General features: G+C 75.7%; 11 protein-coding genes. 6 read left to right on the forward strand and 5 right to left on the reverse strand.

Annotation, left to right across the window (positions count from 1 at the left end; translation table 11 throughout):
- Window positions 1-132: 132 nt before the first annotated feature.
- On the forward strand, window positions 133-1,788 hold the full coding sequence (locus WDV06_RS13510) for a serine/threonine-protein kinase (RefSeq protein ID WP_395509942.1): 1,656 nt from the start codon (window positions 133-135) through the stop codon (window positions 1,786-1,788).
- Here WDV06_RS13510 and WDV06_RS13515 read toward each other — a convergent pair.
- A complete protein-coding gene (locus WDV06_RS13515) occupies window positions 1,758-2,558 on the reverse strand; it encodes an SGNH/GDSL hydrolase family protein (protein WP_395509971.1) in 801 nt (266 codons plus the stop codon). The genes WDV06_RS13510 and WDV06_RS13515 overlap by 31 nt on opposite strands.
- A gap of 206 nt (window positions 2,559-2,764) precedes the next feature.
- Between WDV06_RS13515 and WDV06_RS13520 the strand changes: the two genes are divergently transcribed.
- Window positions 2,765-3,859: a DUF5925 domain-containing protein gene (locus tag WDV06_RS13520; protein ID WP_395509943.1), complete on the forward strand. Its 1,095-nt coding sequence runs from the start codon at window positions 2,765-2,767 to the stop codon at window positions 3,857-3,859.
- A gap of 212 nt (window positions 3,860-4,071) precedes the next feature.
- Here the strand turns inward: WDV06_RS13520 and WDV06_RS13525 are convergent, their stop codons facing one another.
- On the reverse strand, window positions 4,072-4,461 hold the full coding sequence (locus WDV06_RS13525; RefSeq protein ID WP_395509944.1) for a GntR family transcriptional regulator: 390 nt from the start codon (window positions 4,459-4,461) through the stop codon (window positions 4,072-4,074).
- 55 nt (window positions 4,462-4,516) lie between these two features.
- On the opposite strand from WDV06_RS13525, the gene WDV06_RS13530 reads away from it, so the two are divergent.
- From WDV06_RS13530 to WDV06_RS13540, 3 genes are all read left to right on the forward strand, one after another.
- Window positions 4,517-5,473, forward strand: a complete 957-nt coding sequence (locus WDV06_RS13530; RefSeq protein ID WP_395509945.1) for a GNAT family N-acetyltransferase — start codon at window positions 4,517-4,519, stop codon at window positions 5,471-5,473.
- Window positions 5,470-5,952 carry a ribonuclease FAU-1 family protein gene (locus WDV06_RS13535; RefSeq protein WP_395509946.1) on the forward strand — a complete coding sequence of 161 codons (483 nt, stop codon included), beginning with the start codon at window positions 5,470-5,472 and terminating at the stop codon, window positions 5,950-5,952. The genes WDV06_RS13530 and WDV06_RS13535 overlap by 4 nt, the downstream gene beginning before the upstream one ends.
- A gap of 213 nt (window positions 5,953-6,165) precedes the next feature.
- Window positions 6,166-7,248 (forward strand): lytic polysaccharide monooxygenase auxiliary activity family 9 protein, encoded by a 1,083-nt coding sequence (locus WDV06_RS13540; RefSeq protein ID WP_395509947.1) that lies wholly within the window; start codon window positions 6,166-6,168, stop codon window positions 7,246-7,248.
- A gap of 16 nt (window positions 7,249-7,264) precedes the next feature.
- On the opposite strand, the gene WDV06_RS13545 is transcribed toward WDV06_RS13540, so the two are convergent.
- The gene (locus WDV06_RS13545; protein WP_395509948.1) at window positions 7,265-8,125 is read right to left on the reverse strand and encodes an esterase/lipase family protein; all 861 of its coding nucleotides are present in this window, start codon (window positions 8,123-8,125) and stop codon (window positions 7,265-7,267) included.
- A gap of 212 nt (window positions 8,126-8,337) precedes the next feature.
- Here WDV06_RS13545 and WDV06_RS13550 point away from each other — a divergent pair, with 212 nt between their 5' ends.
- Complete coding sequence (locus WDV06_RS13550; protein ID WP_395509949.1) at window positions 8,338-9,453, forward strand: hypothetical protein; 1,116 nt, start codon at window positions 8,338-8,340, stop codon at window positions 9,451-9,453.
- Between the two features lie 107 nt (window positions 9,454-9,560).
- Here the strand turns inward: WDV06_RS13550 and WDV06_RS13555 are convergent, their stop codons facing one another.
- Both WDV06_RS13555 and WDV06_RS13560 read right to left on the reverse strand, forming a co-directional pair.
- Entirely contained in the window at window positions 9,561-10,634 is a 1,074-nt protein-coding gene (locus WDV06_RS13555; RefSeq protein ID WP_395509950.1) for a DNA polymerase Y family protein, read from the reverse strand.
- Window positions 10,631-14,332, reverse strand: coding sequence for a DNA polymerase III subunit alpha (locus tag WDV06_RS13560; RefSeq protein WP_395509951.1), 3,702 nt, complete (start codon window positions 14,330-14,332; stop codon window positions 10,631-10,633). Before WDV06_RS13560 ends, WDV06_RS13555 begins: the two co-directional genes overlap by 4 nt.
- Between the last annotated feature and the right edge of the window lie 117 nt (window positions 14,333-14,449).

A 14,449-nucleotide genomic window follows, 5' to 3' on the forward strand; every position in this document is an offset into this window, starting at 1 on the left:
ACTCTCCGTACGGGAAACGGCACTTGGGAACACACTCCGTGAGGGCCGCGGAGAGTGTCGTCACGATGCGGGCCAGCCGAGCCCCGCTGCGCTAACTTGGAGTGATCACCCGGTGACGCAGGGGGGAATCACGTGAGCGCCAACGAAAGCGGCGGGTCCGGGCGTGTCATCGCCGGACGGTACCGGCTGCTCGGTCCGCTGGGCCGCGGCGGCATGGGCGTGGTCTGGCGGGCGCGGGACGAGGTCCTGGCCCGGGAGGTCGCCGTCAAGGAGGTCCGGGCGCCCGGCGGGATGGACGCCGCCGAGGTGGCGCGGCTCTACCGGCGGCTGGAGCGGGAGGCGTGGGCCGCGGCGCGGGTCTCGCACCGGGGGGTCGTCACGGTCTACGACGTCGTCACCGAGGAGGGCCGGCCCTGGATCGTGATGGAGCTGGTGCGCGGGCTCTCCCTGGCGGAGGTGCTGGAGGGCGAGGGCCCGATGACCCCGCAGCGGACCGCGCACCTGGGCGAGCAGGTGCTGGCGGCGCTGCGCTCGGCGCACGGGGCCGGGGTGCTGCACCGGGACGTGAAGCCCGCCAACGTACTGGTCGCCAACGACGGGCGGGTGGTGCTGAGCGACTTCGGGATCGCGAGCCTGGCGGGCGTCTCCCCGCTCACGATGCCCGGCGAGGTGATCGGCTCGCCCGAATACCTGGCCCCCGAACGGGCGCTGGGGCAGGACCCGGGCCCCGAGTCGGACCTGTGGTCGCTCGGGGTGATGCTCTACACGGCCGTGGAGGGGGTCTCGCCCTTCCTCCGGGACAGCCCGGTCGCCACGCTGGAGGCCGTGGTGGACGCGGAGTTGCCCCCGCCGCGCCGCGCCGGGCCGCTGGAGCCCGTACTGGAGGGGCTGCTGCGCAAGGACCCGGCCGAGCGGCTGCCCGCGGCGGAGGCCGCCCGGATGCTGCGGATCATCGGCGCGGGCGGCGCCGTCCGGGATCCGGGCGGGCCGGCGTGGGACCCCGCGGCCGCGACGGCGGTGCAGGCGGGGCCGTACGGGGGTGACCGCGGGACGACGCCGGTCCCGTCGGCGCCCCTGCCCGTGCAGCCGCCGGAGCGGAGCGGGAGCGGGGCGGGCCTGGTGCTCGCCCTGGGCATCGTGGCCCTGCTGGCGGTGCTGGCCCTGCTGGTGTGGCTGCTGCTGCGCGACACCGGCGGCGGGGACGGGGCGCACGGGCCGTCAGGGACCCCGGGCGTGACGGAGCGGCCCTCGCCGTCGGCGCCGGCTTCGGCGTCCCCGTCGGAGGCGGCGACCAGCGGGCCCGCGCAGAACGTCACCCTGTACGTGCACACCCTGCGCGGCGCCTACGCCGGGAGCTGCCCGCCCCCGGCGACGGGCACGCCCTCGTTCACCGGCACCATCGAGGTGGCCGTGACGCCGGCCGTGGTCGAGTACCGCTGGGCCAGGCTCGACGGCTCCACGTCCGCGGAGCCCTGGCGGAGCATCACGTACGAGGCGGGCGGGGCGCGCACCCGTCAGCTGAACCACGACGAGTCCGGGAGCACGGCCGGGGGGAACGTCCAGGACGCGGTACGGCTGGAGGTGCGCACGCCGCTGTTGAAGACCTCGCCCTGGCTGGAGTTCTCCGTGGCGTGCACGGAGGAGACCCCGACGGACGGGGCCTCCTCCCCTGGTCCCGCGAGCCCCTCGGGCCCGCCCGCCGGGACGACGGCGCCGACCGCGGGGCCGGCGCCGACGGGGAGCCCGGCGGCGGATCCTCAGGCCTTGCCGCTGAACACCGGCAGGTAGCCGGAGGACTGTCCGGTGGCGGTGGGGTGGTACGACTCGCCGATGTTGGTCCAGTTGACGCTGTGCAGCCACGCGTCGCCGGAGCAGATCTCGTGGCCGGTGAAGGCCCCGACGACCGAGCCGAAGGTGAACCCGTGGTCGGCGGCGCGCTTGGCGATGGCGGCGTTGAGGTAGTCGGCGGCGCCGTTGATGGCGGTGCGCTCGCCCTCGGTGAGCCCGGCGATGCAGCTGCCGTTCAGCTTGTAGAAGCGGGGATAGCCGAGCACGACCACCTTGGCGGAGGGGGCGCGGCCGCGGATGGCGTCGTAGACCTGGTCGAGCTGGCCGGGGAGGGTGGAGTCGACGTACGCCTTGGCCTGGTTGACGCGGTTGACACAGGTGGACTCGGACTGCAGGACACAGGTCGTCATCACGTCGGAGAAACCGGCGTCGTTGCCGCCGATGGTGATGCTGACCAGGTCGGTACCGGCGTTGAGGGGGCCGAGCTGCCCGGAGAGGACGTCACCCGTCCGGGCGCCCGAGCAGGCGGTGAAGGAGAAGGTCTGCGGGGCGTGGGCGGCGGCCCACAGGGCGGGGTAGGCGCGGGTGGTGCGCTTGCAGTTGCCGCTGGCGGAGTCGTAGTTGCCGGCGCCGACGCCGGACGAGTACGAGTCGCCCAGCGCGACGTAGCCGAAGTCGGCCTGGGCGGAGGCCTGGCCGGCGCCGAAGAGGGCGGCTCCGGCGGCGAGCAACAGGGAGGAGGCGAGGGCGGCGACGCGCGACAGTCTCATGCTCATGTGTGCGGCTCCTTGTGGGGGTTACTCCTGAGTCCGTGGTACAAGCAGCCGAGGATGGCCGGAAGTGTTCATGCCAAGAATTTTCGGGGCGGGGTTGGCGCCGGAATCTTCACGCCCGATGTGTTTGAAGAGGGAACGCGTCCACCCGATCCGGCGAAACACGGGTGCGGGAGGGCAGTTCGTGCCGGATCATGGGCGCCATGCCAGCAGACCCGCATGACGCGCTGCCGATCCGGCTCCATGTAGACGACAGTGACTCACCGTCGGATGTCGTCGACGCGCTCTTCCTCGGCCGGTTCGCGACCGGCGAGCAGCCGTACGCGCAGAGCGTCACCATCGAGCGGGTGAAGGCGGAGGCCACGCTGCTGCCCCCGCGGGCCACCGTGCTCCGCGCGGCGCGGGACACCGACCGCAGCGCCACGCTCGCCGAGGGCGAGGGATGGACGGTGCTGGTCTCCCGCTGGAGCCGGGGCGCGGACGTCACCGTCACCGCGGTCAGCGACGAGCTCGCGCAGCGGGTGCTCGGCGAGGCCACGGACGGGGCCCAGGACGAGCCCGAACCCCAGCCGGACAACGTCACGATGGGCTTCTGGTACGTCTCCCCGCGCCGCGGTCCGTACCGTACGACGCGGCAGATCTCGGCCGGTACGTGGGCGGAGGTGCGGCCGAACTACACGGCGCCGGTGGCGGCGGCGATGGACCGGCTGATGAAGGTCACCCCGGACGACATCGCGGGGCGGCTGCTGCTGTTGCACGGCCCGCCGGGGACGGGGAAGACGTCGGCCCTGCGGACGCTGGCGCGGTCGTGGCGGGAGTGGTGCCAGGTGGACTGCGTCCTGGACCCGGAACGGCTGTTCAACGACGTGGGCTATCTGATGGACATCGCGATCGGCGAGGACGAGGGCACGGCGAAGGGGCGCTGGCGGCTGCTGCTGCTGGAGGACTGCGACGAGCTGATCCGCGGCGAGGCGCGGCACACGGCGGGGCAGGCGCTGTCGCGGCTGCTGAACCTGACGGACGGTCTGCTGGGGCAGGGCCGCAACGTCCTGGTCGGGGTCACGACCAACGAGGACCTGGAGCGGCTGCACCCGGCCGTGGTGCGGCCGGGCCGGTGCCTGGCCCGCATCGAGGTCGGCCGGCTGACGCACGGCGAGGCCGTGGAGTGGCTCGGGACCGACGAGGGGGTCTCCCGGGAGGGCGCGACCCTCGCGGAACTCTTCGCCCTCCGGCGGGGGACGGGCCCGGCGGCGGTGCTGCCGACGCAGCCGCAGTCGGAGGCGGGGCTCTATCTCTGACGCGCCGCTCGCGCGTCCCGGCGCCGGGGCGCCTCCCCGGCTTCGCACCGCTGCGACGGACTCCGTCCGTCGGGCGCCGGGCCGGGCCCGCTCCGGCCCCGCCCGGCATCCGGCCGTCACCTGCGACCCGTTCCCACCGCACGGGGCCGGGGTCCCTGCTCGCTCTTCCAGTGTTCCCGAGGGCTCCGCTGGGTGGGGAGGGGCCGGTGGGGCTACTTGGCGGCGTAGCGGGCCCGGAGGGCGGCGGTGGCCGCGGCGAGGGCCTCGGGCTCCGTGAGGCCCAGGCGGTGCGCGCGGTCGGCGTACGACTGCGCGGCGAGGGCGGCCTCCCGCGAGGACCCCTCCGCCGCCGCGACGAACGTCCCGTTCCGCCCTCGCGTCTCGATCACCCCGTCGGCCTCCAGCGCCCGGTACGCCTTCGCGACGGTGTTCGCCGCCAGCCCCAGCTCCTCCGCCAGCCCGCGCACCGTCGGCAGCTTGAAGCCCACCGGAAGCCGGCCCGAACGGGCCTGGTCCGCGATCTGCGCGCGCAGCTGTTCGTACGGGGCCGCCGAACCGGCCGCACCGTCGATCCTGATCCTGAGGGGGTTGGTCGAGGTCACGCGCCGATTGTAATTGGCAGGCGCCGAAGGCGGATCGGCCCGTAACGTCCCCCGCATGACCCTGCCCGCCGTTCACGTACGCGACCTGCGTCCCGACGACCCCGCCGACGCCGAGGCCGTGGTACGGCTGCGCCGCGCCGCCCTGCCCTTCCTGGTGACCACCCCCGCCGGCGTGGCGTTCGAGCTCGGCTCGGCGCACCCGCGCGCCCGCCACCGCCTCCTGATCGCCGAGACCGCCGACGGCCGGGCCGTCGGCACGGCCCAGGTCGGCCTCGCCCACGACAGCCCCGAGCCCGGCCGGTCGTACGTCAACGCCTACGTCGACCCCGCCCACCGCACCCGCGGCGCCGGGACCGCCCTGCTGCGCACGGCGGAGGAGCACCTCGCCGCGTGCGGGGCCGTGGCCGCGTACGCCTGGGTGCTCGACGAGCCCGCGCACCGCGCCTTCGCCGAGCGGCACGGTTACCGGGCCAGCCGATCCGCGCACTTCCTGCACCTGGACCTGGCGGCGGGCACCCTCCCGCCGCTCCCCCGCGACCTGCCCGCCGGGGTGGAGCTCCGCCCGGCCTCGGCCTTCGCCGACGACCCCCGGCCCCTCTACGAGGCCGACGCCGAGGCCTCGGCCGACGAGCCGGGCGACATCCCGGTGGAGCTCGACGACTACCAGGAGTGGCTGGACGGCGTCTGGCACGACCCGACCCTCGACCACGAACTGACCTCGGTCGTCCTCGTCGACGGGGCCGTGGCCGCCTTCTCGGCCGCCCGGACCGACGGCCGCACCCGCTATTCCTCGGCGATGACCGGCACCCGGCGCGCCTTCCGCGGCCGCGGCCTGGCCAAGCTGGCCAAGACCGACTCGCTGCGCCGGGCCCGCGAGGCCGGGTACACCGACGCCTTCACCGGCAACGACGCCGGCAACGGACCCATGCTCGCGGTCAACGCATGGTTCGGATACGAGATCTGCGCGACCGAGACGCGCTTCACGAAGAGGCTTGGAGGAGCACCACAGTGACCACCACCTGGACCATCACCCTCACCAAGGGCGGCCGGACCAAGATCGGCTATCCGGCGGCGCAGCTGGCCGACGACGGGGACCGGATCACGGTGCGGGCACCGTGGGCGGCCGAGGGCGTACGGGACTTCGGCTTCGTCCGGTTCGAGCCCGGGGACGTGTTCGTCGAGCACTTCTGGAGGACCCGCTGGTACGCGGTCAAGGAGGTCCGGAGCGGCGACGGGGTCCTGAAGGGCTGGTACTGCGACGTCACGCGCCCGGCCGTCGTCCGCGACGGCGGGATCCTCGTGGAGGACCTGGACCTGGACCTGTGGGTGTCGGCGGACGGGAAGACCGTCCTGCGGCTGGACGAGGACGAGTTCGCCGAGAGCGGGCTGGCCGCGAGCGACCCCGAGGCGGCGGCCCAGGCCGTACGGGCGCTGGACGCGCTGGAGGAGCAGGCCCGCTCGGCGCACGGGCTGGCCGCTCTCCTGGGGTGACCGGGCGGCCTTTCTGTGGGGGCGCTTAGCGGTTCCTTAAGCGGAGCCTAAGGATCCTCTCCGGGGGCGCGAAGGCGGCCGGACGGGGTCTCCCGGGGGCTAGCTTGGCCGGGCCAGGGAGGCCGTCGGCGGCACCGGACCCCAAGGGGGGCGGCGCCGCACCGGCCGGTTCCGCTGGTGCAGCCCTGCCCCGCGCCCGAAGGAGATCCGCCCATGCCTGCACGCCGCCGCACCGCCGCCCGCACCGCCGCCGCCCGTATCGCCGCCGCCGGCCTCGCCCCGCTCGCGGTGGCCGCGTACGCGGCCGTTCCGGCGGCGGCCCACGGGTCGATGACGGACCCGGTCAGCCGGGTCGCGGCGTGCTACGCGGAGGGGCCGGAGTCGCCGAAGTCGGCGGCGTGCAAGGCGGCCGTCGCCGCGAGCGGCGCGCAGGCCTTCTACGACTGGAACGCGGTGAACATCGCGAACGCGGCCGGCAAGAGCCGGTCGCTGATCCCCGACGGGCAGCTGTGCTCGGCGGGCAACGCCAAGTACAAGGGGCTGGACCTGCCCCGCGCCGACTGGCCGGCCACCCCGATGACGGCGGGGGCGCACACCTTCCGCTACAAGGGCACCGCCCCGCACCGGGGATCCTTCGAGCTGTACGTGACGAAGGACGGCTACGACCCGTCGAAGCCGCTGAAGTGGTCCGACCTGGAGCCCGCCCCGTTCGCGAAGGTCACCGACCCGGGGATGCAGAACGGGGACTACGTGTTCAGCGGGGTGGTGCCGAAGAAGAGCGGGCGGCACCTCGTCTACAGCGTCTGGCAGCGCTCGGACAGCCCCGAGGCCTTCTACACCTGCTCGGACGTGGTCTTCGGCAAGGACAGCGGGAACGGCGGGAGCGGGAACGGCGGGAGCGGGAACGCCGGCGGCGGTACCGCGGCCACGCCGGGAACGGGCGCCTCCGCTCAGCCGGGTGGGGCCGCGCCCGTCGAGACGCCCAAGGCGCCGACGGACGAGCAGATCTCCGACGGCGCGGGCAAGTCCACCGTGGAGCACGGCGGTCACGGCGACAACGACCCGAGGACGAACGGCCGGGGCGCCGCCTCCCCGATCGCCGCCGCGCCGGCCCCCGCCGCGTCCCCCTCCCCCGCCGGCGGGAGGGAGGGCGGCGGCAACCTCGCGGAGACCGGTGGGAACGGCGCCACCCCGGCGCTGGCGATCGCGGGCGCCGGGGTGGTGGCCGTGGGTGCGGCCGTGCTGTTCGCCGTGGCCCGCCGCCGGGCCACCGGGGTGCGCCGCAGCGTCCGCTAGCCGGGGGCGGGGCGGGTCAGTCGAAGACCGAGGCGCACGTGGTCCGTTCCGCGTGCGCCGGGTCGAGGGCGTTGACCGCCTCGTGCCAGGCGATCCGGTCGGTCAGGCCGATGGCCACGTGCTCCGAGAGGTCCAGGGGGCACAGGTCCTGGAGGACGACGTTGCGGACGCCCGGCCCGTTGAGGAAGGCGCTCCGGTAGGGGGTGACCACCTCGTCGTACTGGGTCGCGATGACGGTGTAGGAGACCCCGGGGACGGTGTCGCCGCCGGCGTTCAGCTTCTGCTGGAAGGCGGATCCGGCGATCTGGTCGGCCAGCCCCGGGGTCGCCGTGCTGATCAGGTCCGCGGCGCCCGGGAAGTACGGGAGCAGTTGGGTGAGCCCGGACAGGGTGGTGCCGTGGTTGTCGGGGGCGAGCCCCACGAGGGCGTTGACCTTGGCGGCGCCGCCCAGGAACTTCAGGTAGTAGCGCGGCATCATGCCGCCCTGGGAGTGGCCGACGAGGTCGGCCTTGGCGGCTCCGGTGGAGGCCAGCACCCTGTCGACGAAGGCGTCGAGCTGGCCTGCCGACTTGTCGATGGGGCCGAGCCCGTTGAAGAGGGGGACGCCGGGCAGCTGGCCGTAGTCGAGGGAGTAGACGCAGTAGCCGCGGTGGACCAGGTAGGGGGCGAACCCGAGCCAGTTGTCGACGGAGTTGCCGAAGGTGCCGTGGACGAGGACGACCGGGCGGGGGTGTTCGGCCGAGGGCTTGCAGGACCAGTTGTTCCAGCCGCTGCTGGGAGCGGACGCCGCCTGCGCTGCGCCGGTGGGGGCGACGAGCGCGGCGGCGGCCAGGGTGAGGACGGCCAGCGAGCGGAGCAGGCGTCTCCAGGGCAGCATCGTGTGATCTCCTCGCGGTTCAAGGGGAAAGGTGGGGGGGGTTCCGTCCCGTGATCCGGATCACAAGGGGTGCTGCTGTCGCCAAATTACGGGCGAGTAGCAAGACTTGGAAGTTACGCGGCGGTAAAAACTCGCGTGTCCAGCGTGCCTCCAGCACCCCTCGGGAAGGATGGACGCCCCCGGACCCCCCGCAACCCGAGGTGAGCGCCGCCATGCACGAGGCCCCTGGAGCCGGCACCGCCCTGGCCACCCCGTCCGCGCTGGCGGCCGACCCGCTGGTCGCCGCCGTCACGGACACCGCCGTACGGCTCCTGCGGCCCGGGGCGGAACGGACGGCGGTCGAGGGGGTGCCGCGTGCGCATCTGGACGCGCTCGCCGCCTGCGGCGCGTACGGGGCGATCGGATACGAACCGGGGCCGGGTTCCGGCCTCACGGCCCGTCAGGTGGTCCGGGAGGTCCACGAGGTGCTGGCGGCGGTGGACCCGTCGACCTGGTTCGTGTGGACCCAGCACGTCCCGCTGGCCAGGGCACTCGTCCAGGCCGCCGACCCGGCGGGCACCGCCCTGCGCGGGATTTGGCTGCCGGCCCTGGCCCGGGGTGAGCGGCGCCCGACGGCGGGTTACGCCTTCCTGCGGCGCCCGCGCCCGCCCGTCACGGCGGTACGGGTGCCGGGCGGCTGGCGGCTGACCGGGCGGATGCCGTGGGTGACGGGCTGGGGGGTGGCCGACTCCCTGTACGCGGGGGCCGTCACCGGCTCCGACGAGGCGGTCCTCGCGCTGGTCGACTGCGCCCCCGGCGCCGGGGCGGAGGGGCTGAGCGCCGTCGAGGAGGCCCCGCTGTGGGCGATGGGCGGGACGCACACGGCCTCCGTCGAGCTGCGCGGGCTGCTCGTCCCCGACGCCCGGGTACTCGGGGTCGTGCCCCGGACCGAGTGGATCCGGGCCTACGACCTGGAGAACGCCGACGCCCAGCCGGCCGTCTTCGGCCAGCTGCGCGCGACGGCCGACTTCCTGCTCCGCTCGGAGCCGTACGGGGAACTCGGCCTGCGCCTCGCCGAGAAGACCGCCCGGCTGCGCGCCGAGGCCTACGCCCTGCGCGACGAGGTCCCGGCCGGCGAGGAGGTCGGGGCCCGCCTCACCCTGCGGGCCGCCGCCCTGGACCTGGCCGTCCGGTCGGCGGCGGCCTGCGTGGCGGTGGCCGGGGGCCGGGCCATCCAGTACGGGCACACCGCGGGGCGGCTCTCCCGTGAGGCCCAGTTCCACCTGATCCAGGCCCAGACCACCCCCCTGCGCACGGAGACGGCCCGGCTGCTGCTCGGCGACCTCTGACCCGCGGTCCGCGCCCTGGCGGCCGCCCGGCCGGGCCCGGCGCCCAGCGCCCGCCCCGCTCGAAGAGCCTGGGGAACGTGCCAGGACCCGCGGGGCGGACGGGACGGTCAGAAGAGGGCGGCCGGGCGGACCGTGCCCGGGCCGAAGCGGGCGTTGGCGCGGTCGATGGCGGCTTCCACCGTGAGGCGGGCCTCGCGGACGGGGTCCAGTGTGAGCTGCCGGGTCACGGCTTCCGCGGCCGCGAGGTCCTCGGCGCGCAGCACCATGCCGGTGAGCCGGGCCCGTTGCAGCCCCGCCGCGTCCATCAGGCGGTACGCGAGGGTGCGGAGGTCCTCGTCGTGGGCGGAGGGTTCCACCAGCCGCCGGGAACGCTCCCACCGGGTGCCGCCTGCGAACTGCAGGGTCAGGCACAGCGACCGGGCGGCCTGGCGGCGGCCGCGCAGCTGTGCGCCGAGCCGGACCACCAGGCCCAGCAGGGCGGCCCGGGCGCGCGGGCCGTCCAGTTCCTGGCGGGCGAAACCGGTCCGGACGGCGGCGGAGGTGGGCAGGTCGCGCGGGGTGACCGGACGCGGGTCGATCCCGCGGGCGCGCTCCGCGACGAGCCGGCCGGCCCGCTTGCCGAGGATCCGCTCCAGGACGCCGGGCGGGACCTGCGTGAGCGCCCCGACGGTGTGCAGCCCGTACCCGCGCAGCGCGTCGGCCTGGCGGGAGCCGAGCCCGTGCAGGGCGTCCACCGGCAGGGGGGCGAGGAAGTCGGCCACCCGCTCCCGGGGCACGGCCAGGACCCCGCCGGGTCCCGGGATCCGGGCGGAGGCCATGGCCGCCACGGCCCAGGTGCCCGCGACCCCGATCCGCACGTCCGTGCCCAGCCGGGCCACCGCGCGCAGCCGGACCACCTCGGCGATCCGGGCGGCGTCGGCCCCGAAGTACCGCCGGGCACCGCCCACCTGGACCAGCGCGGCCCGCGGCGGCAGGGCCTGGACCAGCGGGGAGAACTCCCGCAGCAGCTCCAGCACCTCCCGGTACCCCTCCCCGGACAGGGCGGCCCCGCACCGCACGTGCAGCACCCCGGCTCCACCGGAGCCGGCCCCCGGGGCCTGGGCGGCCGGGGCCTGGGCGGCCGGGGGCAGGGCCGTGGGGGCCGGGGCGGGGCGGGGTCGGGTCGTCGGTGCCGGTGTCATCCCGCGCTCCCCGGGCTGGAGTGCCACAGTTTGCGGCCCGTCGCGGCGCGGTCGCCGGGGGGCTGGAGGTCGGCCCAGGGGTTCAGCTCGTAGCCGGTCGGCAGGTGGATGCGCCGGCCGCTGTCGCCGGGGCCCTCGGGCAGGGGCCGTGCCAGCCGGGCCGTGACCGCCTCCAGGCCCTCGTCCTCGCGCAGCCGCACCAGTTCGGCGAGGTCCCAGGCGGCCGCCCCGACCACGCTCAGGCTCTGCGGGCCGCGCCGCTGCACGACTCCCCGTACCAGCAGCAGGAAGGAGTGGAAGACGGTGTGCGCGCAGGCCTCCTGGCTGTCGTCGAAGAAGGCCAGGTCGACCAGGCCGGTGCCGTCGTCCAGGGTGGTGAAGACGACCCGCCTGCCGGAGCGGATCGGCGGGGTCTGGGTGGCCGCCTTGGCGCCCGCGACGAGCACGGTCCGCCCGTGCGCGGTCTCCCGCAGCCGGCGGGCCGGGACCACGCCCAGCTCGGCGAGGAAGGCGTGGTGGCCGTCCATCAGGTGGCGGGAGGCGTCCATGCCGAGGACCCCGAGTTCGGCACTGAGCCGCTCGGCCTCGGTCAGGTCGGGCAGGCCGACGGGGGCGGTGGACCGGCCACCGCCCAGCGGGAGTTGGGCCCCGCCGCGCGCCCCGGCGGCGCGCTGGACGCCGTGCAGCTCCGTCACGTGCAGCAGGAGGTCGCGCCGGTTGGCGCCGAAGGCGTCCAACGCGCCGACCTGTGCCAGCCGTTCGGCCACCGGGCGGCCCGGGTGGGCGCGGTCCCAGAAGTCGCGCAGGGAGGAGTACGGCTGTCCGGTCTCGATCCGCAGGGCCTCGGCCTCGCTGATGCCGTGGACGTCGGAGAGGGCGAGCCGCAGACCCCACCGCTCCGGGTCGTCGGACACCAGTTCGATGCGGTGGGCGACCGCCGAGCGGTTCACGTCCAGCGGCAGCACCGGCACGCCCCGCCGCCGGGCGTCCGCCAGCAGCAGCCGCTTGGGGTACATGCCGGGGTCGTGGGTGAGCAGCCCGGCGTAGAAGGCCGCCGGGTGGTGGGCCTTGAGCCAGGCCGACTGGTACGTCGGCACGGCGAAGGCCACCGCGTGCGCCTTGCAGAACCCGTAGCTGCCGAAGGCCTCGACGATCTCCCAGGTCCGGGCGACCACCTCCGCCGAGTAGCCGCGCGCGGCCGCGGCCGCCGCGAACCAGGCCTTGATCCGGCCCTGCGACTGCGGGTCGGAGAGCCCGCGCCGCACCCGGTCGGCCTCGTCGCGGCCGCAGCCGGTCATGACGTGCACGATCTCGATGACCTGTTCGTGGAAGACCACCACCCCGTAGGTCTCGCGCAGCGCGTCGGCCAGGTCCGGGTGCGGGAAGCGGACGGGGGCGCGGCCGTGCCGGGCCTCGATGAAGGGGCGGACCATGTCGGCGGCGACCGGGCCGGGCCGGAAGAGGGAGATGTCGACCACCAGGTCGTGGAAGGAGTCCGGCTGGAGCCGTCCGACCAGGTCGCGCTGGCCGGGGGACTCGATCTGGAAGCAGCCCAGCGTCTCGGCCGAGCGGATCAGCCCGTACGTGGCCGGGTCGCCCGGCGGCACCTGCGCGGGATCGTCGAGGTCGAGCTCCCTGCCCGTGGCGCGGCGCAGTTCCGTGACGGCGTGCGCCATCGCGGACTGCATCCGTACGCCCAGCACGTCGAGTTTGAGCAGGCCGAGGTCCTCCACGTCCTCCTTGTCGAACTGGGACATGGGGAAGCCCTCGCCGCTGGTGGGGACCACGGGGGTGCGCGCCGGCAGGGTGGCGTCGGAGAGCAGGACCCCGCACGGGTGCATGGCGGTCCCGCGCGGCAGGGCGTCCAGGGCCTCGACGAGGTCCCACATCCGGGCGTGCTCCTTCCCCCGCGCCTCGTCGCGCATGCCGCGCAGCTCGGGCAGTTCGTCCAGGGCCGCGCGGGCGTCGCGGGCGCGGATGTGCGGGAAGGCCTTGGCGAGCCGGTCGACGGCGGCCGGGTCCATGGACAGGGCGGCGCCGACGTCGCGGATGGCGTGGCGGACCCGGTAGGTCTCGGGCATGGCGACGGTGGCGACGCGTTCGGTGCCGAAGCGGGTGATGATCCGGCGGTAGACCTCCAGGCGGCGGGCGGACTCCACGTCGATGTCGATGTCGGGCAGGACGCGGCGGCGCCGGGACAGGAAGCGCTCCATGAGCAGGCCGTTGGCGACGGGGTCGGCGTGCGCGATGCCGAGGAGGTGGTTGACGAGGGAGCCGGCGCCGGAGCCGCGGGCGGCCACCCGGATGCCCATCTCCCGTACGTCGTCGACGACCTGGGCGACCGTCAGGAAGTACGAGGCGTAGCCGTGGAAGGCGATGACGTCGAGCTCCTCGTGCATCCGGTCCCAGTACGCGCGCTCGCCCGCGTACCCGCGCAGCACCATGCCGGCGCCGGCCCGGGAGGTGAGCACCCGCTGGGCGGTGCGGCGGGCGGCGCCGACGAGGCGGGGCTCGGGGAAGTGGACGGAGCCGAGGCCGAGGTCGTCCTCGGGGTCGACGGCGCAGGCCTCGGCGGTCTCGCGGGTGCGCGCGAGGAGCCGGCGGGCGTCGGCGGGGCTCAGCCCGGCCGCCCGCGCGATCCGGTCGGCGGTCCCGGCCATGGCGGCGGGGTCCTTCAGCCACCGCTCGCCGCTGTCGAGGGGCCCCCGGGGGTCGACGGGGACGAGGCGGCGGGCGGCGTCGAGGACGTCGGCGACGGGGCCCTGGCCGGGGTCGGCGTAGCGGACGGCGTTGGTCAGCACGGCCGGGACGCCCTGTTCGGCGGCGAAGCCGACGGTACGGGCGGCCAGGCGCAGCGAGCCGGGGCCGGTGCCGGTGCGGCCGTGGTGGACGGCCTCCAGGCGCAGGGCGTCCCCGTAGCGCTCCCGCCAGGGCGCGAGCAGCCGCGCGGCCCGGTCGGGACGCCCGGCGGCCAGTGCCCGGCCCACCTCGGACCCGGGCCCGAGCAGCACGAACACCCCACCGCCGCCGAGCGCCTCGAAGGGCACCCGGGGCTGCCCCTGGCCTCCGGCGGGGTACGGGAACCCGGCCGGGCCGGCCCCCGGCCCGGCGAACCCGCCGGCGGGGGCAGCGCCGGCGGGGGCCCCGGCCCGGCCGGAGGAGGAGCCGTCCGGCCCGGCGAACCCGCCCGAGACGGGCGCACCGAAGGGGTCCCCGGCCCGGCGGGAGCCGTCCGCGCCCGGTGCGGAGCCGGAGTCCGGCCAGGGGCCGCCCGTGGCGTCCGGGGCGTGGGCGGCGGTGACCAGGCGGCAGAGCTCCGCCCAGCCGGCGGCGCCGTCGCGGGCCAGGAAGAGGGCGCGGGGGGCGGACTCGTCCACGAAGGCACCGCCCCTGACGGGCACCCGCCGCCGGTACGAGGCCTCGGCCGCGGCACCGCCCGCACCGGCGCCGCCGGGCAGGCCGGACCCGTCGAGCGGCCCCGTGGGGGACACCGCCAGGTCCACTCCGAACAGCGGCCGGATGCCGGCGGCCGCGGCCGCCTTCGCGAAGCGGACCGCGCCCGCGAGGGTGTCGCGGTCGGTCAGGGCGAGGGCGTCCATGCCCCGCTCGGCGGCGCGTTCCGCCAGCCGCTGCGGGTGCGAGGCGCCGTAGCGCACGGAGAACCCCGAAACGGTGTGCAGATGCGTGAAACCGGGCACCCGCGGCCCTCCTGCTTCCCTCGACCTTCTTGCCTCCCCTTCTCCACCATAGAGCAATTCGAATACCCGTGCGAAACACTTGTTCGATCATCCATTCGGCCCGTCCCTGCTGCGCCC

Source organism: Streptomyces racemochromogenes (assembly GCF_044129415.1).
In the GTDB taxonomy this organism is placed as follows: domain Bacteria; phylum Actinomycetota; class Actinomycetes; order Streptomycetales; family Streptomycetaceae; genus Streptomyces; species Streptomyces racemochromogenes_A.

Coding starts and splice junctions, on each gene's coding strand:
- WDV06_RS13515 (WP_395509971.1), bottom strand. CDS start 2,558: ATGAGACTGTCGCGCGTCGCCGCCCTCGCCTCCTCCCTGTTGCTCGCC.
- WDV06_RS13520 (WP_395509943.1), top strand. CDS start 2,765: ATGCCAGCAGACCCGCATGACGCGCTGCCGATCCGGCTCCATGTAGAC.
- WDV06_RS13530 (WP_395509945.1), top strand. CDS start 4,517: ATGACCCTGCCCGCCGTTCACGTACGCGACCTGCGTCCCGACGACCCC.
- WDV06_RS13540 (WP_395509947.1), top strand. CDS start 6,166: ATGCCTGCACGCCGCCGCACCGCCGCCCGCACCGCCGCCGCCCGTATC.
- WDV06_RS13545 (WP_395509948.1), bottom strand. CDS start 8,125: ATGCTGCCCTGGAGACGCCTGCTCCGCTCGCTGGCCGTCCTCACCCTG.
- WDV06_RS13550 (WP_395509949.1), top strand. CDS start 8,338: ATGCACGAGGCCCCTGGAGCCGGCACCGCCCTGGCCACCCCGTCCGCG.
- WDV06_RS13555 (WP_395509950.1), bottom strand. CDS start 10,634: ATGACACCGGCACCGACGACCCGACCCCGCCCCGCCCCGGCCCCCACG.